Raw genomic sequence first — 26,420 nt, 5'->3', positions numbered from 1 at the left:
CCGGGGGAGTCCGGCTTGCGGGGCGCGGGGGCCACCGTGATCGTTCGGGGTATGAAGGCGATCAGCTACAGCCGGTACGGCGGACCCGAGGTGCTCGAGTACGGCGAGCGGCCCGACCCGAAGGTCGGTCCCGACGACGTCCTCGTGAAGGTTCGGGCGGCCGCTGTGAACCCGGTCGACCGGAAGGCCCAGGCCGGCCACCTCGACGGGATGATGGACGCCGTCTTCCCCGTCGTGCCCGGCTGGGACGTCTCCGGGGTGGTCGTCCAGCCCGGCGTGTCCGTCACCGAGTTCACCGTCGGCGACGAGGTCATGGGATACGTCCGCGAGGACTTCCTCTGCCGTGGCACCTTCGCCGAGTACGTCGCCGCCCCCGTACGCACCCTCGCCCGCAAGCCGCGCACCATGGGCTTCGAGGAGTCCGCCGCGCTTCCGCTGGCCGGACTGACCGCCTATCAGGTGCTCCACCAGGCCCTCGCGGTCCGTTCCGGCGAGACGGTCCTGGTGCACGCGGCGGCCGGCGGGGTCGGTTCCATGGCCGTCCAGATCGCCCGCCACCTCGGCTGCCGGGTGATCGGCGCGGCGCGGGAGGCGGGCCTGGAGCGGATCAGGGAGCTGGGCGCCGAGCCGGTCCTGTACGACGAGGGCACCTTCGCCGAGCAGGTCCGCGAGCTGGCGCCGGACGGCGTGGACGCGGCGTTCGACACCATCGGCGGCCCGTTCCTCAAGATCACGGCGGATGTGCTGGCCCCCGGGGGCCGCCTCACGTCGATCGCCGACGGCGAGGTCATCAGCCTCGGCGGCCGCTACTTCTGGGTCCGCCCCGACCCCCAGGACCTGGCCGCGCTCGCCGGCCTCGTCGAGGAAGGCGTGCTGACCGTACGGGTCGCCCGGACCTTCCCCCTGGACCAGGCGGCCGACGCCCAACGCGCGAACGCCGAGGGCGGCCTGAACGGCAAGGTCGTGGTCACGGTGGAATGGCCCGACTGATGCGTCGGAACACCACCGGGGCCACCCGGTAGGCGCACCGCCGCCGTCCGACCCGTCAGAGCACCACCGCGACCGCCAGCGCCGCCAGTGCCACCGTGCAGGCCGTCGCGAGCAGGACGCCCCGCGGCGAGAGCGGCCCCGGCCGCGCCGCGTCCAGGGCGTGGATCCGGCGGTGGGCGACGGCCAGGAACGCCACCCACACCAGCGCCGTCAGCGCGGCGCCCGCGATCCCCGCCGCCGTGACCTCGTCGCGGACCGCCGACTTCGCGGCCAGCACGGCCACGACCGTGCACGCCAGCGTCGTACGCCGCCAGGCGAGCCGCGTCCGCTCCGGCTGGAGCCCCGGATCCCGGGCCGGCGTCACCGCCTGCGTCACCGCCCGGCCCAGCCGAAGACGATGACCACCACCATCGCCAGCGCCACCACCGCCACCGCGAGACTCAGCACCGTCGGGAACCGTGACACCGGCAGGTCCTCGCCACGCCGCATCGCCCGCTCGCACCGCACCCAGTGGTTCACCGCCCGCAGCGCGCACAGCCCGCCCGCGCCGAGCAACGCCAGCGCGAGCCCGACCCGTACCCCCCAGCGCAGATCCGGCAGGAACTGGTCGACGGCGAAACCGCCGCCGACGAGCGCCAGCGCGGTCCGGATCCAGGCGAGGAAGGTCCGCTCGTTGGCGAGCGAGAACCGGTAGTCCGGAGTCTCGCCCTCGTCCCGGATCCGCTGCGGCGCGAACCACAGCCGCAGGCTCTGTACGAAGTCACTCACCCGGGCACCTTAACCGCGGTGCGCGCGCAGGTGTTCGTAGGCGGCCAGGCCGTCCGGAACCCATTCCCACGTCCCGAGCCGGGACACCAGGTCCTCCTCGGGCAGGAACGCGTGCCAGGCGACCTCCTCCGCCTGCGGGTTCACCGTCAGCTCGCAGCGCACCTCGTAGACGGCCGACCACCACTTCCCGGCGACGCCCCCGGAGTCGTACAGGAAGCGGAACAGGGGCTCGGGACGCGGCAGTCCGCGGACCCCCAGCTCCTCCTCGGCCTCGCGCAGGGCGGCGTCGTCGTACGACTCGCCCGCGCCGACCACACCGCCCACGAACATGTCGTACAGCGACGGGTAGACCAGCTTGGTGGGGGTGCGCCGGTGCACGAAGATCCGGTCCTCGGCGTCCCGTACCTGGATGAACGCGCAGCGGTGGATCAGGCCCCGCGCGTACACCTCGGCGCGCGGGGCCCGTCCGACGACCTCGTCGTGCTCGTCGACGACGTCCAGGAGCTCTTCGGCAGGGTTCATGCCCCCATCACATCACCGACCATCACCGGCCCATGACGTACGTGACCGTCGGCCCGGCCGTCCAGCCGCCGTCCACGGCCAGCTCCGCGCCCGTCACGTACGAGGCCGCGTCGGACAGCAGGAAGACGACGGCGCCCGCGATCTCGGGCGCCTCGCCGACCCGGCCCATCGGCGTGTTCGGGTACTTGCCCTCCCCGCGCTCGATGCCGACGGGGGCGGTCATCGGGGTGTACGTCATGCCGGGATGGACGGAGTTGACGCGGATCCCCGCCGTGCCCAGCTCCACCGCGCCGATCTTCGTCAGCCCGCGCACGCCCCACTTGGAGGCGCCGTAGCCCGCGGTCAGCGCGAGCCCCATCAGACCGGCCGCCGAGGAGATGTTGACGATCGCCCCGCCGCCCGCCTCCTTCATCGCCGGGATCGCGGTCTTCATGCCGATGAAGACACCGGTCAGGTTGATGTCGAGCACCCTGCGGAAGTTCTCGACGGACTCGCTCTCCAGGAAGGCGCCGGAGGCTATGCCGGCGTTGTTCACGAGCCCGTGCAGACCGCCGAACTCCGCGACGGCGTACGTCACAGCGGCCGCCCACCCCTCCTCGGAGGTGACGTCGTGGTGGTGGAAGCGCGCCCGTTCGCCCAGCTCGGCGGCGGTCGCCCCGCCCTCGTCGTCCAGTACGTCGGTGATCACGACGTTCGCCCCGGCGGCGACGGCCTGCCGCGCGGCCTCGGCGCCCAGCCCGCGGGCGCCTCCGGTGATCAGGACGGTCTTGCCGGTGAGGACGTTCCCGGTGAGGTCGTTCATGAAAGGTCCCTTCGGAGGGTGGGCGGCGGGGCGTGCAGCCGGGCACCGTCGACGCCCTGGGCGGCGAAGACCTCCTCCGCCGCGCGGATCGGTCTGTCCCGGGTCGCGGGCCCCGATGTCCTCGCCATGGAGCCACGTTATGCCCGGCATGAGAAAACGGGAGAGGTGCGCGGAGATCGTCCGGACTGTTGACTCGATACATCGGTGTATCCAAGATGCGTCCATGTCGTACGACGCTGATGTGATCGTGATCGGAGCCGGCCTCGCCGGGCTCGTCGCCACCGCCGAACTCGTGGACGCGGGCCGGCGCGTGATCCTGCTCGACCAGGAGCCGGAGCAGTCCCTCGGCGGCCAGGCCCACTGGTCCTTCGGCGGCCTCTTCCTCGTGGACTCGCCCGAACAGCGCAGGATGCGGATCAAGGACAGCCACGAGCTCGCCCTCCAGGACTGGCTCGGCACCGCCGGGTTCGACCGCAAGGAGGACCACTGGCCGCGGCGCTGGGCCGAGGCGTACGTCGACTTCGCGGCGGGCGAGAAGCGCAGCTGGCTGCACGCGCGCGGGGTGCGCTTCTTCCCGGTCGTCGGCTGGGCCGAGCGCGGCGGTTACGACGCGAACGGGCACGGGAACTCGGTGCCCCGCTTCCACATCACCTGGGGCACCGGCCCGGGCCTCGTCGCCCCCTTCGAGCGGCGGGTCCGCGAAGGGGTCGCCCGGGGCCTCGTCACCTTCCGCTTCCGCCACCGGGTCACCGGCCTCGGTCGCACGGCGGGCGCCGTGGACACGGTGACCGGGGAGATCCTGGAACCGTCCGGGATCGAGCGCGGGCAGGCGAGCAGCCGGGAGGTCACCGGCTCCTTCGCACTCCGGGCCCAGGCGGTGATCGTCACCTCGGGCGGCATCGGCGGCAACCACGATCTCGTGCGCGCGCAATGGCCCGACCGGCTCGGCACCCCGCCCGCGAAGCTGCTCTCCGGCGTTCCCGCCCATGTGGACGGACTGATGCTCGGCATCACGGAGGAGGCGGGGGCCCACCACATCAACCGCGACCGGATGTGGCACTACACCGAGGGCATCGAGAACTGGAACCCGATCTGGGCCAGGCACGGCATCCGTATCCTGCCCGGCCCGTCCTCGCTCTGGCTGGACGCCCGCGGCCGCCGACTGCCCGTCCCCCTCTTCCCCGGCTTCGACACCCTCGGCACGCTCGAACACATCATGCGCACCGGGTACGACCACACCTGGTTCGTGCTCGACCAGCGCATCATCGGCAAGGAGTTCGCCCTCTCGGGGTCCGAACAGAACCCCGACCTCACCGGCAAATCGATCCGGGACGTCATCGGCCGGGCCCGCGCGGACGTGCCGGGCCCCGTGAAGGCGTTCATGGACCACGGCGTCGACTTCGTCGTGGAGAAGGACCTGCCGGCCCTCGTCCGGGGCATGAACGCACTGACCGACGAGCCGCTGATCGACGAGGCGGAGCTGCGCCGCGAGATCACCGCCCGGGACCGCGAGATCGCCAACCCCTTCACCAAGGACCTCCAGATCACGGCGATCCGGGGCGCCCGCACGTACCTGGGCGACAAACTGATCCGTACGGCTTCCCCGCACCGCATCCTGGACCCCAAGGCCGGTCCGCTGATCGCCGTACGGCTGAACATCCTCACCCGGAAGTCGCTCGGCGGCCTGGAGACGGATCTCTCGTCGCGGGTGCTCACGGAGGGCGGCGAGGTGCTGGAGGGGGTGTACGCGGCGGGAGAGGCGGCCGGGTTCGGCGGCGGAGGCGTCCACGGCTACCGCTCGCTGGAAGGCACCTTCCTCGGTGGCTGTATCTTCTCGGGCCGCGCGGCGGGCAGGGCGGCGGCGAAGGCCGTGGGCTAGGGGGCGAGACGCCCCCGAGGGAAAGCGGTTGAGCAGCCCGCGTGCCGCCGGGCTTGCCCGGCGCGTCGGCGGGTACGACCCCTCCCGTACGGATGTCGCGGAAGCGGCCGAAGAGCGAGGAGTGTCAGAAGTGATTCGAAAGCTGCAGGCGGTCGCCCTGGACTGCGCCGATCCGGTACGGCTCGCAGGGTTCTACGCGGAACTGCTCGGCGGACGGGTGGTCGCGGACGCTGACGATGACGACTGGGTCGAGGTGCACGGGTTCGAGGGGACACCGCTGGCCTGCCAGCGGGTGGACGGCTACCGACCGCCCGAATGGCCCGGCCAGGAGCGCCCGCAACAACTCCACCTGGACTTCGACGTGGACGATCTCGACGGTGAGGAGAAGCGGGCGCTCGCCCTCGGCGCGACCGTGCTGGAGCGGACGGACCAGCTCCGCCCGGGGGCCAACTGGCGGGTCTACGCGGACCCGGCCGGCCATCCGTTCTGCCTCTGCCTGCACTGAGTCCACCGGGCTGCCGCCCTGGCTCCCGGGCGGTGGGCGCACCCCCAGGGCGTGCCAGGCGTCGCGGGCTGGGGGCACCCCCAGGCGAAGCTCTGGGGGAGGGACTTTCGAAACACGCCCTAAGGCGCGTCCCGCCCCGCGGTCGGCCGCTTCGGTGACTCCTCGGAGGCGGGCGGGAGCAGTTCCACCACCCGGAAGCGCTCCGCCACCACCATCGTCGCGTCGTCGACCGTGAACGCCGGGTCGCCCATCGCCTCGCGCATCTCGTCGCTGTGCCAGAAACGCTCGTGATCGGCCCGCCACCCGGCCACCGACGTGTGTCCCTCGCCCTCGTCGAGCGCGTGCTGGAGATCGACGTCGCCCAGCGGCAGGACCCGTACCTCCGTCACCTCCACGACCGCCACCTCGCGCCCGTCGGAGTCGATGAGCGCCGAGCGCTCGCCCACTTCGGGCAGCTCCTCCTTCTCCGCCTCCCACTCGGCGAAGAGCCCGGTCGTCGCGGTCTTCTCGCCGGAGAGCACCGCGGCCACCAGTCGGTCCCGCAGCGGTCCGGGAAAGGCGAGCAGGAACGGCTTGAGCGCGTGAGGGCCGGTCATGGCCGACAGTGTGTCAGCCACGACCGGCCCGCGCCGCTCGATTGCGTACGGCTACAGCACCAGGGTTCGTACGACTACAACACCAGGGAGAGCAGCAGCACGAAGACGATGCCGACAACCGAGATGATCGTCTCCATCACCGACCAGGTCTTGATCGTCTGGCCGACGTTCATCCCGAAGTACTCCTTCACCAGCCAGAATCCGACGTCGTTCACATGGCTGAAGAAGAGCGAACCCGCACCGATCGCCAGGACCAGCAGGGCCGTCTCGGTCGTGCCCATGCCCTCGGCGAGCGGGGCCACCAGGCCGGCCGCCGAGATCGTCGCCACCGTCGCCGAGCCCGTCGCGAGCCGGATCGCCACGGCGATCAGCCAGGCGAGCAGCAGGGCCGGTATCGACCAGTCCTTGGAGAAGTCCAGGATCATCTGGCCCACGCCGACGTCGATCAGCGTCTGCTTGAAGCCGCCGCCGGCGCCGACGATCATCAGCACGCCCGCGATCGGGGCGAGGGACTTCTCGACGGTCGAGGAGAGCCGCTGCTTGGTGAAGCCTGCGGCGCGGCCCAGGGTGAACAGGCCCACGAGCACGGCCGCGAGAAGGGCGATCAGCGGCGAGCCGATGACGTCGGTGACCTTCTGCAGGCCGTTGTCCGGGTTGTCCACGACGATGTCGACCAGCGCCTTGACCAGCATCAGGACGACGGGCAGCAGGACGGTCGCGACCGTGGCACCGAAGCCGGGGCGCCTCTCCAGGTCCTCCGAGGGGCGCGGGGGGATCATGTTCTCGGGGGCCGGGATGTCCACCCAGCGGGCGGCGTACCGGGAGAACAGCGGACCGGCGATGATCACGGTCGGGATGGAGACCAGGACACCCAGCGCGAGCGTGACGCCGAGGTTGGCGCCCAGCGCGTCGATGGCGACCAGCGGGCCGGGGTGCGGCGGGACCAGTCCGTGCATGACCGACAGACCGGCCAGCGCGGGGACGCCGATCCGCATCAGCGAGTAGTTGCCGCGCTTGGCGACGAGCAGGACCACCGGGATCAGCAGCACGATGCCGACCTCGAAGAAGAGGGGCAGGCCGATGACGGAGGCGATCAGCACCATCGCCCACGGCATCGCCCGCCCGCCCGCCCGTCGCCCGCCGCCACCCTTCTGCGGAAGGGCCTGCGGCCCAGCCCCTCCCCATTTCGCGAGGATCGTGTCGACGATCTGGTCCGCGCCGCCGGAATCGGCGAGCAGCTTGCCCAGGATGGCGCCGAGCGCGATCAGCACGCCCACGCCGGCGACGGTCTTGCCGAGGCCGGTCGTGAAGGAGTCGATGGTCGCCGCGAGCGGCGCCCCGGCGAACGCGCCGAGGGCCAGCGACCCGATGGTCAGGGCCAGAAAGGCGTGCAGCTTGAACTTGGTGATGAGCAGGACGATGACGGCGATGCCCGCGAGCACGGCGATGCCGAGCTGGGCGTTGCCGGCCGAGGTGATCGGCTCGACGGCGTCCGCTGCCAGCATCTCGACGCTGAGACTGGTCACGGTGATTCCTTAGGGGACGGGTGGGGGCAGGAGGGGGGAGGGGCGGTACGGGGATCAGTGGGCGGCGGGTTCGGCGAGCCCGCGCAACGCGGCGACGGCCCGCGCGGCGATCTCCTCCGGGGAGCCGCTGACATCGACGGCGACGCCCGCCTCGTCGTCCTGCAAGGGCTGCAGGGTGGCGAACTGCGAATCGAGCAGCGCGGTCGGCATGAAGTGGCCTCTGCGCTCGGCCATCCGCTCCTCGATCAGCTCGCGCGAGCCGGTCAGTTGGAGGAAGACCAGGCCCGGGGCCGCCGCCCGCAGCCGGTCCCGGTAGATCCGCTTCAGCGCGGAGCTGCTCACCACCCCCCCGCGGCCTTCCCGGCCGTGCGCCCACCGCCCGATCGCGTCGAGCCAGGGGCCGCGGTCCGCGTCGTCCAGCGGGATGCCGGCCGACATCTTGGCGACGTTCGCCGCCGGGTGGAAGTCGTCGCCCTCGGCGTAGGGGACGCCGAAGGCGTCCGCGACGAGCGGGCCGATGGTCGTCTTGCCGGTTCCGGCGACGCCCATCACGACGACGACCTGGGCGACCGTCGGGGAAGGGGTGCTCATGGGTGGTGCCTCGCTGTCTTCTTCGACATCGATCTCGCGATTCCGTCGCGCTCATGAAACCCATTGGGTACGACGTATTCAAGAGCCTGTGACATTAAAGTCATACTTTTTGTTGCCGATCTTGGTCCGCCCGTAGGCTGACCCCATGACGACACCGGCCCAGGGGCTCCATTCGCACGTCCTCGCCACCCTGGGTCTCGCGATCACCGCGGGGGAGTACCCGCCCGGCAGCGTGCTGCGCACCGACGAGCTCGCCCAGCGCTTCGACGTCTCCCGGACGGTGGTCCGCGAGGTCGTCCGCGTCCTGGAGTCCATGCACCTGGTCGAGTCCCGGCGCCGCGTCGGCGTGACCGTGCTGCCGACGGCGCAGTGGAACGTCTACGACCCCCAGGTCATCCGCTGGCGCCTGGCCGGCGCCGACCGGCCCCGTCAGCTGCGCTCGCTCACCGTGCTGCGCTCCGCGGTCGAACCGGTCGCGGCCGGACTCGCCGCCCTGCACGCCACCCCCGGGCAGTGCCGCGAGCTGACCGAGCAGGCCCTCGGCATGGTCGCCACCTCGCGCGGCCGGCAGCTGGAGGCGTACCTCGTCCACGACATCGCCTTCCACCGGGTCGTCCTGAACGCCTCCGGCAACGAGATGTTCGCCCGGCTCGGCGACGTGGTCGCCGAGGTCCTCGCCGGCCGTACGCACCACCAGGTGATGTTCGAGGACCCCGACCCGGCCGCCGTCACCCTCCACGTCCAGGTCGCCGAGGCGGTACGGGAGCGAAACGCGGCCCGCGCCGAGGAGCTCACCCGCCAGATCGCCGTCGGCGCGCTCAAGGAACTGGACGTTCTCGCCCCGTAAACCCGGCACCCCCCGGCATTTCGCCCCCGAGCAACCTCAGAAGTAGCTCAAATAAGGGCGTTCAGTGACATTGGCCACTGCTCAGAACGCCGCTTGCCGTGAGTATGTCCGCTGGCCGTGCGATGGAAGACCTCCACGCGCGCGCGGCCGGGTACCGCACAGACCCTCCCCCCTCACGAAGGCGAACAACTCCATGAGTGACCGCACCCTCCCTGCGGCCGACACGCTGTCCGCCACGCCACCCGCGGCGGCATCCGGAGCGTCCCCCCACGTCGACGCCGGTGACGCCGGGTACCGCAAGGACCTCAAGTCCCGGCACATCAACATGATCGCCATCGGCGGCGCGATCGGCACCGGCCTCTTCCTCGGCGCCGGTGGCCGCATGGCCAACGCCGGACCGTCCCTCTTCATCGCCTACGCGGTCTGCGGCGTCTTCGCCTTCTTCGTGGTGCGCGCCCTCGGCGAGCTGGTCCTCTACCGCCCCTCCTCCGGCGCGTTCGTCTCGTACGCCCGCGAGTTCATGGGCGAGAAGGGCGCCTACACGGCCGGCTGGCTCTACTTCCTCAACTGGTCGACCACCGCCATCGCGGACATCACCGCGGCCGCGACCTACGCCCACTTCTGGGCCATGTTCAGCGACGTCCCGCAGTGGATCCTCGCCCTGATCGCCCTCGCCGTCGTCCTCGCCGCCAACCTCATCTCGGTGAAGTACTTCGGCGAGATGGAGTTCTGGTTCGCGATCATCAAGGTCGGCGCCCTCGTCGCCTTCATGCTGATCGGCATCTTCCTCATCGTGACCTCGCACGACGTCGGCGGCCACACCCCGGGCCTGTCCACCATCACCGACAACGGCGGTATCTTCCCCAGCGGTGTCATGCCGATGCTGCTGCTGATCCAGGGCGTCGTCTTCGCGTACGCCTCCGTCGAGCTGTGCGGCGTCGCCGCCGGTGAGACCGAGAACCCCGAGAAGATCATGCCGAAGGCGATCAACTCGATCATGTGGCGCGTGGGTCTCTTCTACGTCGGCTCCGTCGTCCTGCTCGCGCTGCTGCTCCCGTACACCGCGTACTCCGGCGACCAGAGCCCCTTCGTCACGGTCTTCGACAAGCTCGGCATCCCCGGCGCCGCCGGCGTCATGAACCTGGTCGTCCTCACCGCCGCGCTCTCCAGCCTCAACTCGGGTCTCTACTCGACCGGCCGGATCCTGCGCTCCATGTCGCTGTCGGGCTCCGCGCCCAAGTTCACCGGCGTCATGAACAAGGGCGGCGTCCCCTACGGCGGCATCCTGCTGACCGCCGCCTTCGGCGTCCTCGGCGTCGGCCTGAACTACCTCATGCCCGGCGAGGCCTTCGAGCTCGTGCTGAACTTCGCCTCCATCGGCATCATCGGCACCTGGGCCATGATCATGGTCTGCTCGCTGCTGTTCGTGAACCGCTCCAAGGACGGCCGGGTCACCCGCCCTGGCTACCGGCTGCCCTGGGCCCCCTACACCCAGATCGTCACGCTGGTCTTCCTCGGTTCCGTCCTGGTCCTGATGTGGATGGACGGCGGCATCAGCCGCACCACGGTGAACTGCCTCCCGCTGATCGCGCTGATGCTGGTCGGCGGCTGGTTCCTGGTCCGCAAGCGGGTCCGGGCGACCGCGGCGACGTACAAGGGCTGACCCCCTTCCGCACCCCCCACGGGTAGAGACCCCCGCAGGTGCCACCTACGGGGGTCTCGCCGTCTGTCAGGAGATAGTGGTACCCAAGAGCCTTACAGAGGAAGGGAAGTGCCCTATGCCGCAGCAGGTCCAAGGGGTCATCGCCCCCGGCAGGAACGAGCCCGTACGGGTCGAGACGATCGTCGTCCCCGACCCGGGACCGGGCGAGGCGGTGGTGAGGATCCAGGCATGCGGGGTCTGCCACACCGACCTCCACTACAAACAGGGCGGCATCAACGACGACTTCCCCTTCCTGCTCGGTCACGAGGCGGCGGGCCTTGTCGAGTCGGTCGGCGCGGGCGTCACCGACGTCGCCCCCGGCGACTTCGTGATCCTCAACTGGCGCGCGGTCTGCGGCGCCTGCCGCGCCTGCCTGCGCGGCCGCCCCCAGTACTGCTTCGACACCCACAACGCGCGCCAGAAGATGACCCTCCTGGACGGGACGGCACTTTCCCCGGCGCTCGGCATCGGCGCCTTCGCCGAGAAGACCCTCGTCGCCGCCGGCCAGTGCACCAAGGTCGACCCGTCCGTCGCCCCCGAGGTCGCCGGACTCCTCGGCTGCGGAGTGATGGCAGGCATCGGCGCGGCGATCAACACCGGCGAGGTCGGCCGGGGCGACACCGTCGCCGTCATCGGCTGCGGCGGCGTCGGCGACGCGGCGATCGTGGGCTCCCGCCTGGCGGGCGCCGCCCGGATCATCGCCGTCGACATCGACGACCGCAAACTGGAGACCGCCCGGACGATGGGCGCCACCCACACCGTCAACTCGCGCTCCACCGACCCCGTCGAGGCGATCCGCGAGCTCACCGGCGGATTCGGAGCCGACGTCGTCATCGAGGCCGTCGGCCGCCCGGAGACGTACAAGCAGGCCTTCTACGCCCGCGACCTCGCCGGAACCGTCGTCCTCGTGGGTGTCCCCACCCCCGAGATGACGCTCGAACTCCCGCTCCTGGACGTCTTCGGCCGCGGTGGCGCGCTGAAGTCCTCCTGGTACGGCGACTGTCTGCCCTCCCGTGACTTCCCCATGCTCATCGACCTGCACCAGCAGGGCCGTATCGACCTCGCCGCCTTCGTCACCGAGACCATCGGCCTCGGCGACGTGGAGAAGGCCTTCGCCCGCATGCACGAGGGCGACGTCCTGCGCTCGGTGGTGATGCTGTGATGACGGCCCGTATCGACCACCTGGTCACCTCCGGCACCTTCCGCCTCGACGGCGGCACCTGGGACGTCGACAACAACGTCTGGATCGTCGGTGACGACTCGGAGGCGATCGTCATCGACGCTGCCCACGACGCCCCGGCCATCCTCGCCGCGCTCGACGGCCGGACGCTGCGCGCGATCGTCTGTACGCACGCCCACAACGACCACATCGACGCGGCCCCGGCCCTCGCCGCGGCCACCGGCGCCCGGATCCTGCTCCACCCGGACGACCAGCCGCTGTGGAAGCAGACCCACCCGGACCACACCCCGGACGGGGAACTCGCCGACGGCCAGACCCTCACCATCGCGGGCACGGACCTCAAGGTCCTGCACACCCCCGGTCATGCCCCCGGAGCGGTCTGCCTCCACGCCCCCGACCTCGGCACGGTCTTCACCGGCGACACCCTCTTCCAGGGCGGCCCCGGCGCGACGGGCCGGTCCTTCTCCCACTTCCCCACGATCGTCGACTCGATCCGCGACCGCCTCCTCACCCTCCCACCGGAGACGGTCGTCCGCACCGGCCACGGCGACACCACCACCATCGGCGCCGAGGCCCCGCACCTCCAGGAGTGGATCAACCGAGGCCACTGAGCCGCAGCCGGCTCTCGAACCTCCTCGGAACGCCCGAGAACGGGTCGGTGAACTCCAGCGTCCGCGCGAGCAGTTGTAGCGGACGTGAGAAGTCCTCCGGCCCGTCCTCGCGCACCACGGGATAGACCGGATCGTGCAGGATCGGCAGCCCCAGGGCGTTCATGTGCACCCGCAGCTGATGGGTCCGCCCGGTCGCCGGCAGCAGCCGGTACCGTCCGAGCCCGCCCCGCCGCTCGACCAGCTCGATCCGGCTCTCGCTGTTCGGCTCGCCCGGCTCCTCCCGGGCGGCCATCACCCCGCGCTCCTTCACGATCCGGCTCCGCACGGTCACCGGCAGCGCGACCGCCGGGTCGTACGCCGCCACCGCCTCGTACTCCTTGCCGACCAGCCGGTCCCGGAACAGCGTCTGGTACGCCCCCCGGTCCTCCGGCCGCACCACACACAGCACCAGCCCCGCCGTCAGCCGGTCCAGCCGGTGCGCGGGCTGCACCTCGGGCAGCCCCAGCTCCCGCCGCAGCCGCGCCAGCGCCGTCTCGGTCACATGCCGCCCGCGCGGCATCGTCGCGAGGAAGTGCGGCTTGTCGACGACCACGATCCGCTCGTCCCGGTACACGACCCCGATCTCGAAGGGCACCCGCTCCTCCACCGGAAAGTCCCGGTGGAACCACAGATACATCCCGGCGGTGTACGGCTCCTCCCCGGACACGACCCCGTCCACCCCGACGAACCGCCCGCCCCGCACCATCTCCGCCACCCGCGCACCCCCGACGGCACCCCCGAAACGATCCCGCAGATGATCCCCGACGGTCCCCCAGACCCCGTCCACATCCTCGGGCAACCGCACCCGGACCGGATCGATCCCCTCCCGCTGGGGCAACGGCGCGGCCGGGGGCTTCGTTCTGCGTCTCACCGGAATCACCGCCGTGTCATCCACAAACAAGCATGCATCCACAAACAAGAAGGACCCCACATGGTGTGGGGTCCTTCGCTGGTGTCCGAGGGGGGACTTGAACCCCCACGCCCGATAAAGGGCACTAGCACCTCAAGCTAGCGCGTCTGCCATTCCGCCACCCGGACAAGGTGTCTGTCTTTCCGGCCGCTCGGCCGTTCCGACGTGGAAAACCATAGCAAACATTCAGAGTGGCCGATCACCACCCCCGTTCCGGCCGGGAACCGTGTGACAGCCGTATGTCGGCCGGTGGCCGCCCTTGGGTCCCGGGGGCCGCGCGCGGGAGGATGGGGACGACCGGCAGCAAGCACGTGGGGCACGTAGTGGGAGGAAGCAGCGTGAGCGAGTCGAACACGGCCCGGAGCGTCACCGGTGAGGACGAGGTCGTCGACCTCTGTCGGGACCTCATCCGCATCGACACCAGCAACTACGGCGACCACTCCGGCCCCGGCGAGCGGGCGGCGGCGGAGTACGTCGCCGAGAAGCTCGCGGAGGTCGGGCTCGAGCCGAAGATCATCGAGTCGCACAAGGGGCGCGCCTCCACCGTCGCCCGTATCGAGGGCGAGGACCCCTCCCGGCCGGCCCTGCTCATCCACGGGCACACCGACGTCGTGCCGGCGAACGCCGAGGACTGGACCCACCACCCGTTCTCGGGCGAGGTGGCCGACGGCTGCGTCTGGGGCCGGGGAGCGGTCGACATGAAGGACATGGACGCGATGACCCTCGCGGTCGTACGGGACCGGATGCGCAGCGGCCGCAAGCCCCCGCGCGACATCGTCCTCGCGTTCCTCGCCGACGAGGAGGCGGGCGGCACCTACGGCGCCCGCTACCTGGTCGACAAGCACCGGGGCCTCTTCGACGGGGTCACGGAGGCCATCGGCGAGGTCGGCGGCTTCTCCTTCACCGTCAACGAGAACCTGCGGCTCTACCTGGTCGAGACGGCCCAGAAGGGCATGCACTGGATGCGGCTGACCGTCGACGGCACGGCCGGCCACGGCTCGATGACCAACAACGACAACGCCATCACCGAGCTGTGCGAGGCCGTGGGACGTCTGGGCCGCCACCAGTGGCCGGTGCGGATGACCAAGACCGTACGGTCCTTCCTGGACGAGCTCTCGGACGCCCTGGGCACCCCGCTCGACCCGGAGGACATGGAGGCCACGCTCGCCAAGCTCGGCGGTATCGCCAAGATGATCGGCGCCACGCTGCGCAATTCCGCCGCCCCGACGATGCTCGGCGCCGGGTACAAGGTGAACGTCATCCCGGGTCAGGCCACGGCGCATGTCGACGGACGGTTCCTGCCCGGTTACGAGGAGGAGTTCCTGGCCGACCTCGACCGGATCCTCGGGCCGAAGGTCAAGCGCGAGGACGTGCACGGGGACAAGGCCCTGGAGACCAGCTTCGACGGCGACCTCGTCGACGCCATGCAGCTGGCCCTCAAGGCGGAGGACCCGATCGCCCGTGCCGTGCCGTACATGCTCTCCGGTGGCACCGACGCCAAGTCCTTCGACGACCTCGGCATCCGCTGCTTCGGCTTCGCCCCGCTGAAGCTTCCGCCGGAGCTCGACTTCGCCGGGATGTTCCATGGCGTGGACGAGCGCGTTCCCGTGGACGGTCTGAAGTTCGGCGTCCGTGTCCTCGACCGGTTCATCGACGCGTCCTGAACCTGCCTCGCTCGCATGGCTCCAGTAATCAGGCGCGCGTGCGAACGTCACCGGAAAGGGTGAATGAACTCATACGCTCGTAGCCATAAAACTTTCCCCTCGTTACAGGTGATGCGGTCCGTGGTTGGGGCCGCATTTGCCAACAAGGAGGAATAATGATCAAGAAGGTCGTCGCTGCTGCGGCTGCCACGGGCGGTCTCGTTCTCGCGGGTGCGGGCATGGCCGTTGCCGACTCGGGTGCTCAGGGTGCTGCTTTCGCTTCCCCCGGCGTGATCTCGGGCAACGTCGTCCAGGTGCCGGTTCACATCCCCGTGAACGTGTGCGGCAACACGGTCTCCGTGATCGGGCTGCTGAACCCCACCTTCGGCAACACCTGCGTCAACGCCTGACGTTGTGCCTCGACCCGTAAGGGTCTGAGCCGGTCCGGCCCTGGAGTGCGTGCCATGCACTCCGGGGCCGGTGGCCATTCCAGCCCCGGGCGTGGCGCCCGGTGGCCCTCTTCTTCTGAAGCTCAGAAGCCAGAAGCCGAGAAGGCAGGGAACAACTATGCGACAGGTCACGCGCAAGGGCCTGATCACCATTGCGGCCGCGGGCGGTGTGCTCGCCCTCGGGGGTGGTCATGCGCATGCGGATTCGGGCGCGAACGGCACGGCCTCGAATTCGCCGGGTGTGGCGTCCGGTAATTCGGTCCAGGCGCCGGTTCACGCTCCGGTGAACGTCTGTGGAAACAGCGTCAACGTCGTCGGGCTGCTCAATCCGACGTTCGGCAACAAGTGCGCCAACGTCTCCGAGCCCGGCAAGCGGGGCGGCGGCTCCTCGGCGGAGGGCGGCACCAGCGATTCGCCCGGTATCGGTTCCGGCAACAACGTCCAGGCGCCGGTCCATGTCCCCGTGAACGTCTGCGGGAACAGCGTCTCGGTCATCGGCGCCATCAATCCGGCGTTCGGCAACGAGTGCGCCAACGGCGTCGAGCCGACGCACCCGGGCCACCCCGGCGAGCCGGGCAACCCGGGCAACCCGGGTAATCCCGGCAACCCTGGGAACCCCGGCAACCCGGGTAATCCTGGGAACCCCGGCAACCCGGGCACGCCCGGCAACCCTGGGACTCCCGGTGGCCCCAGTGACGCGGGTGAGTCGGACGGGCCCGGGACGCCGATCGGGCCGAACACGCCCGATACGCACACGATCACCCAGCCCGAGGCGACCGAGGAGCTCGCGGAGACGGGATCCGGTCCGCTCGGGATGATCGTCCCGGCCGGCGCGGGCCTGCTCCTCGCAGGCTCGGTGCTCTACCGCCGTGCCCGCCGGTCCGCCTAGGACCGTCACGCACCGCGGAGGGGCCCCGCACGGCGGGGCCCCCTTCTCATGTCACCAGGTGGCGCGGACCTGACGGATGATGCGCCGGCGCAGCCGCACCCTGCGGCTGCCGTCCCGGTGCAGGCTCAGTCGGTCCAACTCCCAGTGCCCGTACTCGGCATGGTCGGTCAGAAGCCGCGTCGCCTCCTTGCGGGAGACGCCGCGCGGCACGTACACGTCGACAAATTCGTATTCCGGCATCGCATCTATTGTGCGGGCACAGCCCCGGTACGGATAGCGTGCGTCCCATGTCTGATGCTGCGCAGCCCACCGCTGCCGAGGTACGTGCCGCCGCCGAGGCGGTCAAAGCCGCACTGGACCGTCACCTCGAGGCGGTCGAACGCCGCTCGGGGGACGACGACCCGGCCGTCTACGAAGCCTTCAACGCCCTCGCCTCGGCGGCCGAGGCCTATGACGAGCGGCTCTACGACCGGTACGACGAGGTCACCCCCTTCGAGATCCCGGGAGCCGACGATTCGCTGCCGCCCTACGCCGGTCCCGAGGAGCCGCACGCCCTCAGCGTGCTGATCCGTCGCGACTACGCGGTGGTGGAGCCACAGCGGCTGCTCGCCCAGGCCCAGCGCATCGCCGATCTGGAGAACGACGAGGAGGACTCGGAGGCGGTGCCCGTCGTCGGCGCCAGCACGCACGCGGCGCTCGGTGTCCTCTTCGGCGAGTACGAACCGGACGAAATCGCCTCGCGGCACAAGGAGTTCGGTCTGGAGGAGGGGGACTCCACCCTCTGGGTCTCCGCCGCCGAAGAGCTGCCGGAGCCGGGGGAGTGGCTGAACGCCCCCTTCGAGCAGGCCGATCCCGAGCGGATCGTCTGCCGTTTCGACGTCAGCGCGGTCTTCGACGACGAGCTGGACGACGGCCTGGAGCAGCAGAACGCCTGAGACAGCAGAACGCCTGAGACAGCGGGACGTCCGAGGCAGCGGGACGTCCGAGGCGTACGACAGAGGGCGGGACACCCACACGGTGTCCCGCCCTCCGCCGTACGTCACCCGCCCCGGGTCATTCCTCCTCGACGGCCAGGAGAGCCTCCAGGAGCGGCCGCAGCCGGGTCGTGCGCTCCTGGACCACCCCCTCGGCCACGGCGCGGGGCAGCGCCTGGTCCACGCCGTGGACGACCGACAGATGGCGTTCGCCCCGGCCGAAGGCCGTGTACACCCAGGCCCGGCTCAGGCCCTGGGCCGCATCGCCCGGCAGTACCACCACCGCCGCGGGCCAGCGCATCCCGGCCGCCTGGTGCGCGGTGAGCGCCCAGCCGTGGCGCAGGGCCGACTCCACCCGCTCCTTCGGTACGACGAGCTTCTCGCCCTCGCACTCCAGCCACAGACCCTCGGCGTCGGCCGAGACGACCGTCCCGATCACCGTGCGGCCCGGGGCCGGGACATACGCCACCCGGTCGCCCGGGTCGAAGCCGCCGAAGCGGCCCGGACCGGGGTTGAGCCGCTGCTTCAGCGCGGCGTTCAGCGCGCGGGTGCCCGCCGAGCCGCCGTGGCCGACCGTGATCACCTGCGTCTGCTCGGCCGGGACACCGATCGCCCGCGGAATCGAGTCGGCGACCAGCTGGACGGACCGGTGAACGGCCTCGCCCGCGTCCCGGACCGGGACGATCACGACCTCCTTGCCGGGCGCGGCCACCTGGTTCAGCTCACCGATGCCGATGCCCGAGACGAGTTCGCCGAGCGGGCCGGGATCGGGGACGCGGGACGCGACCTGCGGGCACACCCGGGCGGCCAGCACATCGCCGAACACCCGGCCGGCACCCGCCGAGCCGAGGACACCGGGGTCGCCGCTCAGCACCAGACGGCAGCCGTCGGGCAGCGACTCCACGAGCATCGCGGCGGTCTCGACATCCAGCTGCGGCGCGTCGAGCACCACCAGCAGGTCCAGGGCGAGAGCACCCTCCTCGTCCCGACCCGGTCCTGCCGCGCCGGACAGCAGGGCGGAGACCGTGAGCGCCTGCGTACCGAGGCGACGGACCCCGTTCTCGCTGTGCGCCGCCACCGCGACCCGCAGGCCCCGCTCCCGTGCGGCCTCGGCGAGCGCGACCGGCTCGCTGCGGGCCGCCTCGCCGCCGGTGTGCGCGACGAGCCCGTGTGCTCCGGCGGCACGGACCAGCTCCGGCCCGTCCCAGGTCGCCGCGGTGACCGTCTTGGCCAGCCGGGCGAGGCCGTCGGCGAGGCTCTCCTCGGCGAGGGCGTACCGGTCGAGCCCGAGCAGGACGGGGACGTCCGGGGCCTCCGGCGCGGGCTCCCGCTCGTCCTCGGTGTCCTCCTGGACGGCCTGGTCGTCCTCCTCCTGGAACACGAGCACCGCGCCCTCGGAGATCGCCTGCTGGACGGCCTCGTCCGGGTCGGGCACCGACAGCGAGGCCAGTCCGGTCCGGACGGCCGCCTCCTCCAGGGCGGTATGCCCCTTCAGCGCGGCCCGCTCCAGCAGCCAGGCCACGAGGGCGACCGCCCTGCGTGGATCGCCTGGGCCGCACTCCGCGCCGAGCAGGGCCCGCGCGAAGCCGTCCGCGTGCTCGGGCTGGACCCCGGGCACCGACAGCAGTCGCCACGGGTCTTCGCGCAGCGCCTCGGGGGCGCCCTCGCCGAGCACCGCGGCGACCTGCCCGGTCAGCGCTTCCGGCGCGCCTCCGCGCGCCAGGACCTCCCGCACGGCCGCCAGCGTCTCGGTGGAGGCCGCGGCCTTCTCGACCGGGGCCGGGCGCACCGTCGTGGCCGGCGCCGCCGCGGGGGCGGGACGCCGGGGCTCCGGCTCGGGCGCCTCCAGGAACGCGCTGCCCGCTGTCGTACCGCTCTCGACGGCACGCACCGCCGCGAGCAGATCGGCCGCCTTGCCGCTGAGCTTGGCGCCCGCGGCGACGGGGCCCGCCTTCTCCGCCTTGCGCTGCTCGATCCGGGCCCGCAACTCCCGCTGCGCCGCGAGCTCGGCCTGTGCCTCGGAGAGCTCGGCGGCCGCCTTGGCCGCCTCCTCGCCGTCGGCGGCCCCGACCTCTCCGCCGTCGGTGCTCACGACCTCGTCGGCCGAGTCGCCCACCGAAGCCTCGTCGGCGGCGCCGTCGGTGGCTCCGTCGGCGGTCTGATCGGGAGTGCCCTCGGCCGGGCCGTCCTGTTCGGACGGCTCGCCCGTGGCCGACCGGGCGTCGTCGCCCTCGGTCTCCGCCGGCGCGTCGGCGGAGACCGCATGGTCTCCGACGCCGTCGGCGCCCTCCGCGGGGCGGTCCGTCGCGGCCTCGTCCTCGCCCGGCACGGGCTCGGCTGCCTCGGGAGGGGTCTCCCGGGAAGGCTCGGTCACAGGGTGCTCCAGTCCTGGTCCGGATAGCGGTGCACGGGTGCGGACACATCGTCGAGCGCCCGGCAGATCTCGTCAGGAAGACTAAGGCTCTCCACTGACAAAGCCGCCGTGAGCTGCCGCGCGTTGCGCGCGCCGACGATCGGGGCGGTCACCCCGGGCCGGTCGCGCACCCAGGCGAGCGCCACCTGGAGCGGCGTCGCGGACAGGCCGTCCGCGGCCGTCGCGACGGCGTCCACGATCCTGCTCGCCGCCTCGTCCAGATACGGCTCCACGAAGGGAGCCATGGTCTCCGAACCGCCCCGCGAGTCCGTCGGGGTGCCGCTGCGGTACTTGCCCGTCAGCACCCCCCGGCCCAGCGGTGACGACGGCAGCAGACCTATCCCCAGATCGAGGGCGGCCGGCAGCACCTCCCGCTCCACACCGCGCTGCAGCAGCGAGTACTCCATCTGCGTCGCCGCCAGCCGGGTCCGCGCCGCGCCGGAGGCGCCGAGCTGCCAGGTCCCCGCCTTCGCCAGCTGCCACCCGCAGAAGTTCGACACCCCCACGTACCGCGCGCGTCCGGTGCTCACGGCGATGTCCAGCGCCTGCAGGGACTCCTCCAGCGGGGTGTGCGGATCGAAGGCGTGGAGTTGCCACAGGTCCACGTGGTCGGTGCCGAGACGGGCCAGGGAGGCGTCGAGCGCGGCCAGCAGATGCCCGCGCGAGCCGTCCATCCGGCGGTCGGGGTCGGGTACGCTGCCCGCCTTCGTGGAGATGACGAGGTCGCGCCGCGGCACCAGCCGCTCCATGAGCTGCCCGAGCACGTACTCCGCCTCGCCGCCGCCGTACACGTCCGCGGTGTCGACCAGCGTGCCGCCCGCGTCCCAGAACGCCTTCAACTGGTCGGCGGCGTCGTGCTCGTCGGTGTCCCGGCCCCACGTCAGGGTGCCGAGCCCGATGCGGGACACGCGCAGGCCGGTACGTCCGAGATGCCTCTGCTCCATGGGCGCGAGATTACTGGCCAAGACCGTACGCGGAGAGAGCCTGTGGACAACCTCCTCCTGACGGATCGCGTACCCGCGCGCTAGAGTCCGGCCCAAGGGACGTTACTGATCAGTAAAGAGGGTGCGGATATGCGGCTCGGCATCAACCTCGGCTACTGGGGCGCGGGTATGGACGGCGACAACCTCGCCGTGGCGCAGGAGGCGGACCGCCTCGGCTACGACGTCTGCTGGGCCGCCGAGGCCTACGGCTCCGACGCCCCGACCGTGCTCTCCTGGGTGGCCGCCAAGACGGAGCGGATCGACGTCGGCTCCGCGATCATGCAGATCCCGGCGCGCCAGCCCGCCATGACGGCGATGACCGCCGCCACCCTCGACTCGCTCTCCGGCGGCCGGTTCCGCCTCGGCCTCGGGGTGTCCGGGCCGCAGGTCTCCGAGGGCTGGTACGGGGTCAAGTTCGACAAGCCGCTGGCCCGCACCCGCGAGTACGTCGAGATCGTCCGCAAGGCCATGGCGCGCGAGCGCCTCACGTACGAGGGCGAGCACTGGACGCTCCCGCTGCCGGACGGCCCGGGCAAGCCCATCAAGCTCACCGTCCACCCGCAGCGCGAGCACATCCCCCTCTACATCGCCGCGATCGGCCCGAAGAACCTGGAGCAGACCGGCGAGATCGCCGACGGCGCGCTGCTGATCTTCCCCTCGGCCGAGCATCTGGAGGAGACAGCGCTGCGCCCGCTCCGCGCGGGCCGCGAGAAGGCCGGGCTGACCATGGACGGATTCGACGTCCACCCCACGCTGCCGATCGCCCTCGGCGACGACATCGACGCCCTCGCCGACATCTTCCGCCCCTACACCGCTCTGTACGTCGGCGGCATGGGCAGCCGCAAGCAGAACTTCTACAACCAGCTCGCCCAGCGCATGGGTTACGAGAAGCAGGCGGCCGAGATCCAGGACAAGTACCTGGCCGGTGACAAGACGGGCGCCGCCGCCGCCGTACCGCGGCAGCTGATCGACCAGACCACCCTGCTCGGCTCCGTGGAGCGGATCGCGGACCGGATGAAGGCCTACGCGGAGGCCGGTGTCACCACTCTCACCCTCGCCCCGGCCGGTTTCACCCTCGACGAGCGGGTGGCGGCGCTGCGGGCGGGCACCGAGGCCCTGGAGCACGCGGGCCTCGCCTAGGAGCGGAGCGGTCCGGAGCGGTCAGGATCGGGCCGGAGGAAGTCTGCGGCCGTGGTGGGGGCTCGGGGGTCTTCCCCGCCACGGCCGTCATGCAGCACAACGCTCCACGGACCTCCTGGTTACGAGCGCCGGCCGTACTTCTTTCGGCGGAGTCACCCGCCGTTCCTGTTGCCCACGCGCCCGTACCGCACTTGACTCGTTCTCTGCGGACGTGCGGCGTGCGGACGCCCGCATGGAGGTGGCACCATGCTGACGGCCAAGAGCCTGTTCCAGGAAATCATCGACGACGACGAGTCCTTCCAGCTCTTCTGCTCCATCGCCGCCAGCGGCGAGGCCCAGGGCGGCTGGGAGAACGCCCGGATCGCGGCCCTCGTGCCGCCGGGGATGCGGGACATGGCCCCCAAGATCACCCGGCACGGGGCCGACGAGGACAAGCACGGCCGGATCTTCAACGCGTTGCTGAAGAAACGCGGTCTCGAGCCCGTGCCGGTGCCGCCCGACACGGACTACACGATGCTCCTCGAACAGCGCGGCATCGGCCTCGCCCATGACAAGCTCCGCCGCGACGAGCCGCTGAGCGAGGAGGACATCATCGTCTACCTCGCGCACAGCCGGGTCACCGAGCAGCGGGCCGCGGACCAGATGGACATGCTGGTCACGTACTTCGGGGACCACCCCGAGCTCGGCAAGGCGATCCACATGATCGACAACGACGAGGCGAACCACCTCGCCTACTGCCACGAGGAGCTGCTGCGCCTCGCGTACGCCGGACACGGCCGGCTCATCCACCACACCCTGCGGGAGTCCGCGCTCGCCGAGATCCGGGTGTACCGCGATGTGAGCCTCGCCGTGATGAGCCACATGGGCCGCATCCTGCGCTGGCCCAAGGCCAAGTCCGCCGCCCTCGCTGCCGGGATCCACGGCATGTACGCGTGGGAGCGGGTGGGCGGCTGGCACAAGATGGTCGACCTCACGATGCCCGAGCGGCGCAACGCGCTCGGCGGCCCGCCCACCCCGGCGCCCGCGTTCTGAACCATCCCCACGACACCCCGGCGGGCGCTACATCCAGCCCCGGCGTTTGAACAGCCTGTACAGGCTGACGACGGCGCCCGCCATCAGCAGGATCACCACGGGGTACGACCAGCCCCACCGCAGCTCGGGCATGTGGTCGAAGTTCATGCCGTAGATCCCCGCCACCATCGTGGGGACCGCGGCCATGGCCGCCCACGCCGAGATCTTCCGCATGTCGTCGTTCTGCCGCACACCCATCTGCGCCAGATGCGCCGACAGCACGTCCGACAGGAGCCGGTCGAGGCCCTCGACCTGTTCGGTCGCCCGGGTCAGATGGTCGCTCACATCCCGGAAGAACGGTTTCGCCTCCTCTCGCACGAACGGTACGGTGCCGGCCGCGAGGCGCTCCATCGGCGTCGCCAGCGGGCTGCTCGCCCGGCGGAACTCCAGCACCTGGCGCTTGGCGGTGTAGATCCGCTCCGCCGTGTTCCCGGGTTTCCCGCCCGTCGGGGCGAACACGTCGGCCTCCAGCTCCTCCAGGTCGACCTGGAGTTCGCCGGCCACCTCGATGTAGTGGTCCACGACCTCGTCACTGATCGCGTACAGGACGGCCGTCGGACCGTGCCGCAGCAGCTCCGGGTCGGCCTCCAGCCGGTGCCGTACCGCCGCGAGCGGAGCGCCCTCGCCGTGCCGCACGGTCACCACGAACGAGTCGCCCATGAAGACCATCACCTCGCCCGACGAGACCCGGTCGCTCTCCGGCTCGTACAGGACCGGCTTGAGGACCACGAAGAGCGAGTCGTCGTACACCTCCAGCTTGGGCCGCTGATGGGCCTTCAGCGCGTCCTCCACGGCCAGCGGATGCAGGTCGAACTCGGCCGAGACATGGTCGAACTCCTGCTCCGTCGGCTCGTGCAGCCCGATCCACAGGAACGCGTCGCCGGCCGCTCTCGCCTGCTCCAGGGCATCGGACAGATCGGCGGGGCCGTCCGTACGGCGCCCGTCCCGGTAGATGGCTGAATCCACGATCACGCGGCGTATTGTTCCCCGACTCCGTCACCCCACGCGCGTCCGTGGACTCCTTTCTGATCTCCGTTCTCGGTTCCCGTCCCGCTCCACGCGCGCGTGGAGCGGCCTACTCTTGCGGCCATGGCCACGCTGATCCTCGTCCGTCACGGACGTTCCACCGCCAACACCTCCGGGGTCCTCGCAGGACGGATGCCCGGCGTCGCCCTCGACGAGCGGGGCGCCGCGCAGGCCGCCGCGCTGCCCGGACGACTGGCCGGGGTGCCCCTCGCCGCCGTCGTCTCCAGCCCGCTGCAGCGCTGCCGCGAGACCCTGCGTCCGCTCCTGGACGCCCGGCCCGGTCTGGCGTTCCACACCGACGAGCGGATCAGCGAGTGCGACTACGGCGACTGGTCCGGCCGCAAGCTCGCCGAACTGGGCGACGAGCCGCTGATGCAGATCGTCCAGGCCCACGCCTCCGCCGCGGCCTTCCCCGGCGGCGAGTCGATGCGCGCCATGCAGGCGCGGGCCGTCGACGCCGTGCGGGACTGGAACGCCCGGATCGAGGCCGAGCACGGCGAGGACGCCGTCTACGCGATGTGCTCGCACGGAGACATCATCAAGTCGATCGTCGCCGACGCCCTCGGGATGCACCTCGACCTCTTCCAGCGGATCCATGTCGACCCCTGTTCCGTCACCGCCATCCGCTACACGCGGCTGCGCCCCTTCCTCGTGCGCCTCGGCGACACCGGTGACTTCGCCGCGCTCACCCCGCGCGAGAGCGGCGACGGCGGCGGGGCCGCGGAGGTCGGAGGCGGTGCGGGCGCACCGTGATCCATCCGCGCAGTAGGGTGGACGGGCCGCTGTAGCGCGGGCCTTCACCGCTGTCGAGACTCAAGGGAGTCAGGGACGTGTCCCGTCAGGTGTTCCTCTACGACCCACCGGAGCGTTTCGTGGCCGGCACGGTCGGGCTGCCTGGCCGCCGTACGTTCTTCCTGCAGGCGTCCGCGGCGGGCCGGGTCACCAGCGTGGCCCTGGAGAAGACCCAGGTCGCCGCGCTCGCCGAACGCATCGACGAACTCCTCGACGAGGTCGTGCGCCGCACCGGCGGCAACGCCCCGGTCCCGGCCGTCGCCCCCGCGGACATCACGGACACGGCCCCCCTCGACGTCCCGGTCGAGGAGGAGTTCCGGGTCGGCACGATGGCACTGGCCTGGGACGGCGAGGAACAGCGCATGATCGTCGAGGCCCAGGCGCTCGTCGAGCTGGAGGCCGAGACCGACGAGGACCTCGCCGAGGCGGAGGAGCGGATGCTCCAGGACGAGGAGAACGGCCCGCCGATGCTGCGGGTCCGGCTCACCGGCGCCCAGGCCAGGGCCTTCGCCAAGCGGGCCCTCGACGTGGTCAACGCCGGCCGGCCGCCGTGCCCCCTGTGCAGCCTGCCGCTCGACCCCGAGGGCCATGTGTGCCCGCGCCAGAACGGATACCGGCGCGGAGCATGAGCGGTCCCGACAGCCGGGCGGTCCTCGACCTGCTCACCCACGGGGAGCTGACCGTCCGCGGCCAGGTCCGCGAGGCCTCCAACGCGGTGCTCTACTGCTCCGTCGCCCACGAGGGCGAGGAGGCCTTCTGCGTCTACAAGCCCGTCGCGGGCGAGCGGCCGCTGTGGGACTTCCCCGACGGCACCCTCGCCCAGCGCGAGGTCGCCGCCTTTGAACTCTCCGAAGCCACCGGTTGGGGTCTCGTACCGCCCACCGTGCTGCGCGAGGGTCCGTACGGCGAGGGCATGGTCCAGCTGTGGATCGAGGCCGCCCCCGGTGCGCGCCTGCTCGCCCTGACCGAGGACGAGGAGGCGGGGGAGGGCTGGAAGGCCGTCGGGCCCGCCCAGGTCGGCGAGGACCGCACCGCGTTGCTCGTCCACGCCGACAGCCCGGACCTGCGCCGGCTCGCCGTCCTGGACGCCGTCATCAACAACGGCGACCGCAAGGGCGGCCACCTGCTGCCCGCCCCGGACGGGCGTCTGTACGCCATCGACCACGGGGTGACCTTCAACGTGGACGACAAGCTGCGCACCCTGCTGTGGGGCTGGGCGGGCGAGGAGCTGCCGCCGGAGGCGGTCGAGGTGCTCGACCGGCTCGACGGGGAGCTGGCCTCCGGCACGCCGCTCGCCACCCGGCTGGCGGAGCTGCTCACCGCGGCCGAGGTGGACGCCCTGCGCGGCCGGGTGAAGGCCCTGCGCGCCACCGGCCGGCACCCCGAGCCCTCCGGTCAGTGGCCGGCGATCCCCTGGCCACCGGTCTGACCGATCGGATCCGGCCAACCCGCGATCCGTGGACCCGCACCCCCCAGGGGGTATGCATGAACGGGCGCGAGCTGCAAGAGCGCCTCATCGGTCAAGATCCCGCATCCGGTTCGTATCCGGAACACCTGTCCGGTTACGCTCAG

General features: G+C 71.4%; 28 protein-coding genes, 1 tRNA gene and 1 pseudogene. 16 read left to right on the top strand and 14 right to left on the bottom strand.

Annotation, left to right across the window (positions count from 1 at the left end; all coding sequences use genetic code 11):
* Positions 1-51: 51 nt before the first annotated feature.
* Positions 52-990 (top strand): NADP-dependent oxidoreductase, encoded by a 939-nt coding sequence (locus tag ACFYV5_RS24050; RefSeq protein ID WP_355116205.1) that lies wholly within the window; start codon positions 52-54, stop codon positions 988-990.
* A 55-nt stretch (positions 991-1,045) separates the two neighbouring features.
* On the opposite strand, the gene ACFYV5_RS24045 is transcribed toward ACFYV5_RS24050, so the two are convergent.
* The 5 genes and pseudogenes from ACFYV5_RS24045 to ACFYV5_RS24025 all read right to left on the bottom strand — a co-directional run.
* Positions 1,046-1,354, bottom strand: coding sequence for a DUF202 domain-containing protein (locus tag ACFYV5_RS24045; RefSeq protein ID WP_355116203.1), 309 nt, complete (start codon positions 1,352-1,354; stop codon positions 1,046-1,048).
* Between the two features lie 8 nt (positions 1,355-1,362).
* Complete coding sequence (locus ACFYV5_RS24040) at positions 1,363-1,758, bottom strand: YidH family protein (protein WP_389171658.1); 396 nt, start codon at positions 1,756-1,758, stop codon at positions 1,363-1,365.
* A gap of 9 nt (positions 1,759-1,767) precedes the next feature.
* Positions 1,768-2,280 (bottom strand): NUDIX hydrolase, encoded by a 513-nt coding sequence (locus ACFYV5_RS24035; protein ID WP_389171655.1) that lies wholly within the window; start codon positions 2,278-2,280, stop codon positions 1,768-1,770.
* Positions 2,281-2,302: 22 nt separating this feature from the next.
* A complete protein-coding gene (locus ACFYV5_RS24030) occupies positions 2,303-3,082 on the bottom strand; it encodes a glucose 1-dehydrogenase (protein ID WP_389171652.1) in 780 nt (259 codons plus the stop codon).
* A gap of 35 nt (positions 3,083-3,117) precedes the next feature.
* Positions 3,118-3,210 (bottom strand): annotated as a pseudogene (locus ACFYV5_RS24025) (TetR/AcrR family transcriptional regulator); the annotation flags it as partial.
* Between the two features lie 95 nt (positions 3,211-3,305).
* Here ACFYV5_RS24025 and ACFYV5_RS24020 point away from each other — a divergent pair.
* Positions 3,306-4,961, top strand: coding sequence for an FAD-binding dehydrogenase (locus tag ACFYV5_RS24020; RefSeq protein ID WP_355116196.1), 1,656 nt, complete (start codon positions 3,306-3,308; stop codon positions 4,959-4,961).
* Between the two features lie 130 nt (positions 4,962-5,091).
* A complete protein-coding gene (locus ACFYV5_RS24015) occupies positions 5,092-5,466 on the top strand; it encodes a VOC family protein (RefSeq protein WP_355116194.1) in 375 nt (124 codons plus the stop codon).
* A 119-nt stretch (positions 5,467-5,585) separates the two neighbouring features.
* Here ACFYV5_RS24015 and ACFYV5_RS24010 read toward each other — a convergent pair whose 3' ends face one another.
* The 3 genes from ACFYV5_RS24010 to ACFYV5_RS24000 all read right to left on the bottom strand — a co-directional run bounded on the left by ACFYV5_RS24010 (position 5,586) and on the right by ACFYV5_RS24000 (position 8,179).
* The gene (locus ACFYV5_RS24010; RefSeq protein WP_355112056.1) at positions 5,586-6,062 is read right to left on the bottom strand and encodes an ASCH domain-containing protein; all 477 of its coding nucleotides are present in this window, start codon (positions 6,060-6,062) and stop codon (positions 5,586-5,588) included.
* A 74-nt stretch (positions 6,063-6,136) separates the two neighbouring features.
* Positions 6,137-7,588 (bottom strand): GntP family permease, encoded by a 1,452-nt coding sequence (locus ACFYV5_RS24005; protein WP_389171647.1) that lies wholly within the window; start codon positions 7,586-7,588, stop codon positions 6,137-6,139.
* Positions 7,589-7,642: 54 nt separating this feature from the next.
* On the bottom strand, positions 7,643-8,179 hold the full coding sequence (locus tag ACFYV5_RS24000) for a gluconokinase (protein ID WP_389171644.1): 537 nt from the start codon (positions 8,177-8,179) through the stop codon (positions 7,643-7,645).
* Between the two features lie 145 nt (positions 8,180-8,324).
* On the opposite strand from ACFYV5_RS24000, the gene ACFYV5_RS23995 reads away from it, so the two are divergent.
* The 4 genes from ACFYV5_RS23995 (at position 8,325) to ACFYV5_RS23980 (ending at position 12,519) form a co-directional block, all read left to right on the top strand.
* The gene (locus ACFYV5_RS23995) at positions 8,325-9,026 is read left to right on the top strand and encodes a FadR/GntR family transcriptional regulator (protein WP_389171641.1); all 702 of its coding nucleotides are present in this window, start codon (positions 8,325-8,327) and stop codon (positions 9,024-9,026) included.
* Between the two features lie 193 nt (positions 9,027-9,219).
* Positions 9,220-10,689, top strand: a complete 1,470-nt coding sequence (locus ACFYV5_RS23990; protein ID WP_389171638.1) for an amino acid permease — start codon at positions 9,220-9,222, stop codon at positions 10,687-10,689.
* A gap of 115 nt (positions 10,690-10,804) precedes the next feature.
* Entirely contained in the window at positions 10,805-11,890 is a 1,086-nt protein-coding gene (locus ACFYV5_RS23985; RefSeq protein WP_355112046.1) for an S-(hydroxymethyl)mycothiol dehydrogenase, read from the top strand.
* Positions 11,890-12,519 carry an MBL fold metallo-hydrolase gene (locus ACFYV5_RS23980; RefSeq protein ID WP_355112044.1) on the top strand — a complete coding sequence of 210 codons (630 nt, stop codon included), beginning with the start codon at positions 11,890-11,892 and terminating at the stop codon, positions 12,517-12,519. Before ACFYV5_RS23985 ends, ACFYV5_RS23980 begins: the two co-directional genes overlap by 1 nt.
* Here the strand turns inward: ACFYV5_RS23980 and ACFYV5_RS23975 are convergent.
* Together ACFYV5_RS23975 and ACFYV5_RS23970 are read right to left on the bottom strand one after the other, a co-directional pair.
* Positions 12,503-13,429, bottom strand: coding sequence for an RluA family pseudouridine synthase (locus ACFYV5_RS23975; protein WP_389171634.1), 927 nt, complete (start codon positions 13,427-13,429; stop codon positions 12,503-12,505). The genes ACFYV5_RS23980 and ACFYV5_RS23975 overlap by 17 nt on opposite strands.
* A gap of 79 nt (positions 13,430-13,508) precedes the next feature.
* Positions 13,509-13,596: transfer RNA gene (locus tag ACFYV5_RS23970), tRNA-Leu, on the bottom strand.
* 210 nt (positions 13,597-13,806) lie between these two features.
* On the opposite strand from ACFYV5_RS23970, the gene ACFYV5_RS23965 reads away from it, so the two are divergent.
* The 3 genes from ACFYV5_RS23965 to ACFYV5_RS23955 all read left to right on the top strand — a co-directional run bounded on the left by ACFYV5_RS23965 (position 13,807) and on the right by ACFYV5_RS23955 (position 16,449).
* Positions 13,807-15,132, top strand: coding sequence for a M20/M25/M40 family metallo-hydrolase (locus ACFYV5_RS23965; RefSeq protein ID WP_389171632.1), 1,326 nt, complete (start codon positions 13,807-13,809; stop codon positions 15,130-15,132).
* 155 nt (positions 15,133-15,287) lie between these two features.
* Positions 15,288-15,521, top strand: a complete 234-nt coding sequence (gene chpH, locus ACFYV5_RS23960; protein ID WP_355112039.1) for a chaplin ChpH — start codon at positions 15,288-15,290, stop codon at positions 15,519-15,521.
* Between the two features lie 157 nt (positions 15,522-15,678).
* The gene (locus ACFYV5_RS23955) at positions 15,679-16,449 is read left to right on the top strand and encodes a chaplin (RefSeq protein ID WP_389171629.1); all 771 of its coding nucleotides are present in this window, start codon (positions 15,679-15,681) and stop codon (positions 16,447-16,449) included.
* Positions 16,450-16,500: 51 nt separating this feature from the next.
* Here the strand turns inward: ACFYV5_RS23955 and ACFYV5_RS23950 are convergent, their stop codons facing one another.
* Positions 16,501-16,689, bottom strand: a complete 189-nt coding sequence (locus ACFYV5_RS23950) for a DUF5703 family protein (protein WP_005319466.1) — start codon at positions 16,687-16,689, stop codon at positions 16,501-16,503.
* Between the two features lie 47 nt (positions 16,690-16,736).
* Here ACFYV5_RS23950 and ACFYV5_RS23945 point away from each other — a divergent pair, with 47 nt between their 5' ends.
* Positions 16,737-17,384, top strand: a complete 648-nt coding sequence (locus ACFYV5_RS23945; RefSeq protein ID WP_389171626.1) for a hypothetical protein — start codon at positions 16,737-16,739, stop codon at positions 17,382-17,384.
* A 118-nt stretch (positions 17,385-17,502) separates the two neighbouring features.
* Here the strand turns inward: ACFYV5_RS23945 and ACFYV5_RS23940 are convergent, their stop codons facing one another.
* Together ACFYV5_RS23940 and ACFYV5_RS23935 are read right to left on the bottom strand one after the other, a co-directional pair.
* The gene (locus tag ACFYV5_RS23940; protein ID WP_389171623.1) at positions 17,503-19,797 is read right to left on the bottom strand and encodes a helix-hairpin-helix domain-containing protein; all 2,295 of its coding nucleotides are present in this window, start codon (positions 19,795-19,797) and stop codon (positions 17,503-17,505) included.
* Positions 19,794-20,780, bottom strand: a complete 987-nt coding sequence (locus ACFYV5_RS23935; RefSeq protein WP_355112034.1) for an aldo/keto reductase — start codon at positions 20,778-20,780, stop codon at positions 19,794-19,796. Before ACFYV5_RS23935 ends, ACFYV5_RS23940 begins: the two co-directional genes overlap by 4 nt.
* A 129-nt stretch (positions 20,781-20,909) precedes the next feature.
* Between ACFYV5_RS23935 and ACFYV5_RS23930 the strand changes: the two genes are divergently transcribed.
* Positions 20,910-21,959: an LLM class F420-dependent oxidoreductase gene (locus ACFYV5_RS23930; RefSeq protein ID WP_355112033.1), complete on the top strand. Its 1,050-nt coding sequence runs from the start codon at positions 20,910-20,912 to the stop codon at positions 21,957-21,959.
* A gap of 246 nt (positions 21,960-22,205) precedes the next feature.
* On the top strand, positions 22,206-22,991 hold the full coding sequence (locus tag ACFYV5_RS23925; RefSeq protein ID WP_389171619.1) for a ferritin-like domain-containing protein: 786 nt from the start codon (positions 22,206-22,208) through the stop codon (positions 22,989-22,991).
* 27 nt (positions 22,992-23,018) lie between these two features.
* Here ACFYV5_RS23925 and corA read toward each other — a convergent pair whose 3' ends face one another.
* Positions 23,019-24,011 (bottom strand): magnesium/cobalt transporter CorA, encoded by a 993-nt coding sequence (gene corA, locus ACFYV5_RS23920; protein WP_389171971.1) that lies wholly within the window; start codon positions 24,009-24,011, stop codon positions 23,019-23,021.
* A 108-nt stretch (positions 24,012-24,119) separates the two neighbouring features.
* On the opposite strand from corA, the gene ACFYV5_RS23915 reads away from it, so the two are divergent.
* The 3 genes from ACFYV5_RS23915 to ACFYV5_RS23905 all read left to right on the top strand — a co-directional run bounded on the left by ACFYV5_RS23915 (position 24,120) and on the right by ACFYV5_RS23905 (position 26,277).
* Complete coding sequence (locus ACFYV5_RS23915) at positions 24,120-24,809, top strand: histidine phosphatase family protein (protein ID WP_355112030.1); 690 nt, start codon at positions 24,120-24,122, stop codon at positions 24,807-24,809.
* A gap of 77 nt (positions 24,810-24,886) precedes the next feature.
* Positions 24,887-25,477 (top strand): DUF3090 domain-containing protein, encoded by a 591-nt coding sequence (locus ACFYV5_RS23910; protein WP_389171616.1) that lies wholly within the window; start codon positions 24,887-24,889, stop codon positions 25,475-25,477.
* On the top strand, positions 25,441-26,277 hold the full coding sequence (locus ACFYV5_RS23905; RefSeq protein WP_389171612.1) for an SCO1664 family protein: 837 nt from the start codon (positions 25,441-25,443) through the stop codon (positions 26,275-26,277). Before ACFYV5_RS23910 ends, ACFYV5_RS23905 begins: the two co-directional genes overlap by 37 nt.
* Positions 26,278-26,420: the final 143 nt, after the last annotated feature.

It is taken from the genome of Streptomyces sp. NPDC003035 (assembly GCF_042888285.1).
In the GTDB taxonomy this organism is placed as follows: Bacteria; Actinomycetota; Actinomycetes; order Streptomycetales; family Streptomycetaceae; genus Streptomyces.
The sequence above is the reverse complement of the archived record's forward strand: the minus strand, read 5'-3'. Positions and strand labels throughout refer to the sequence as shown.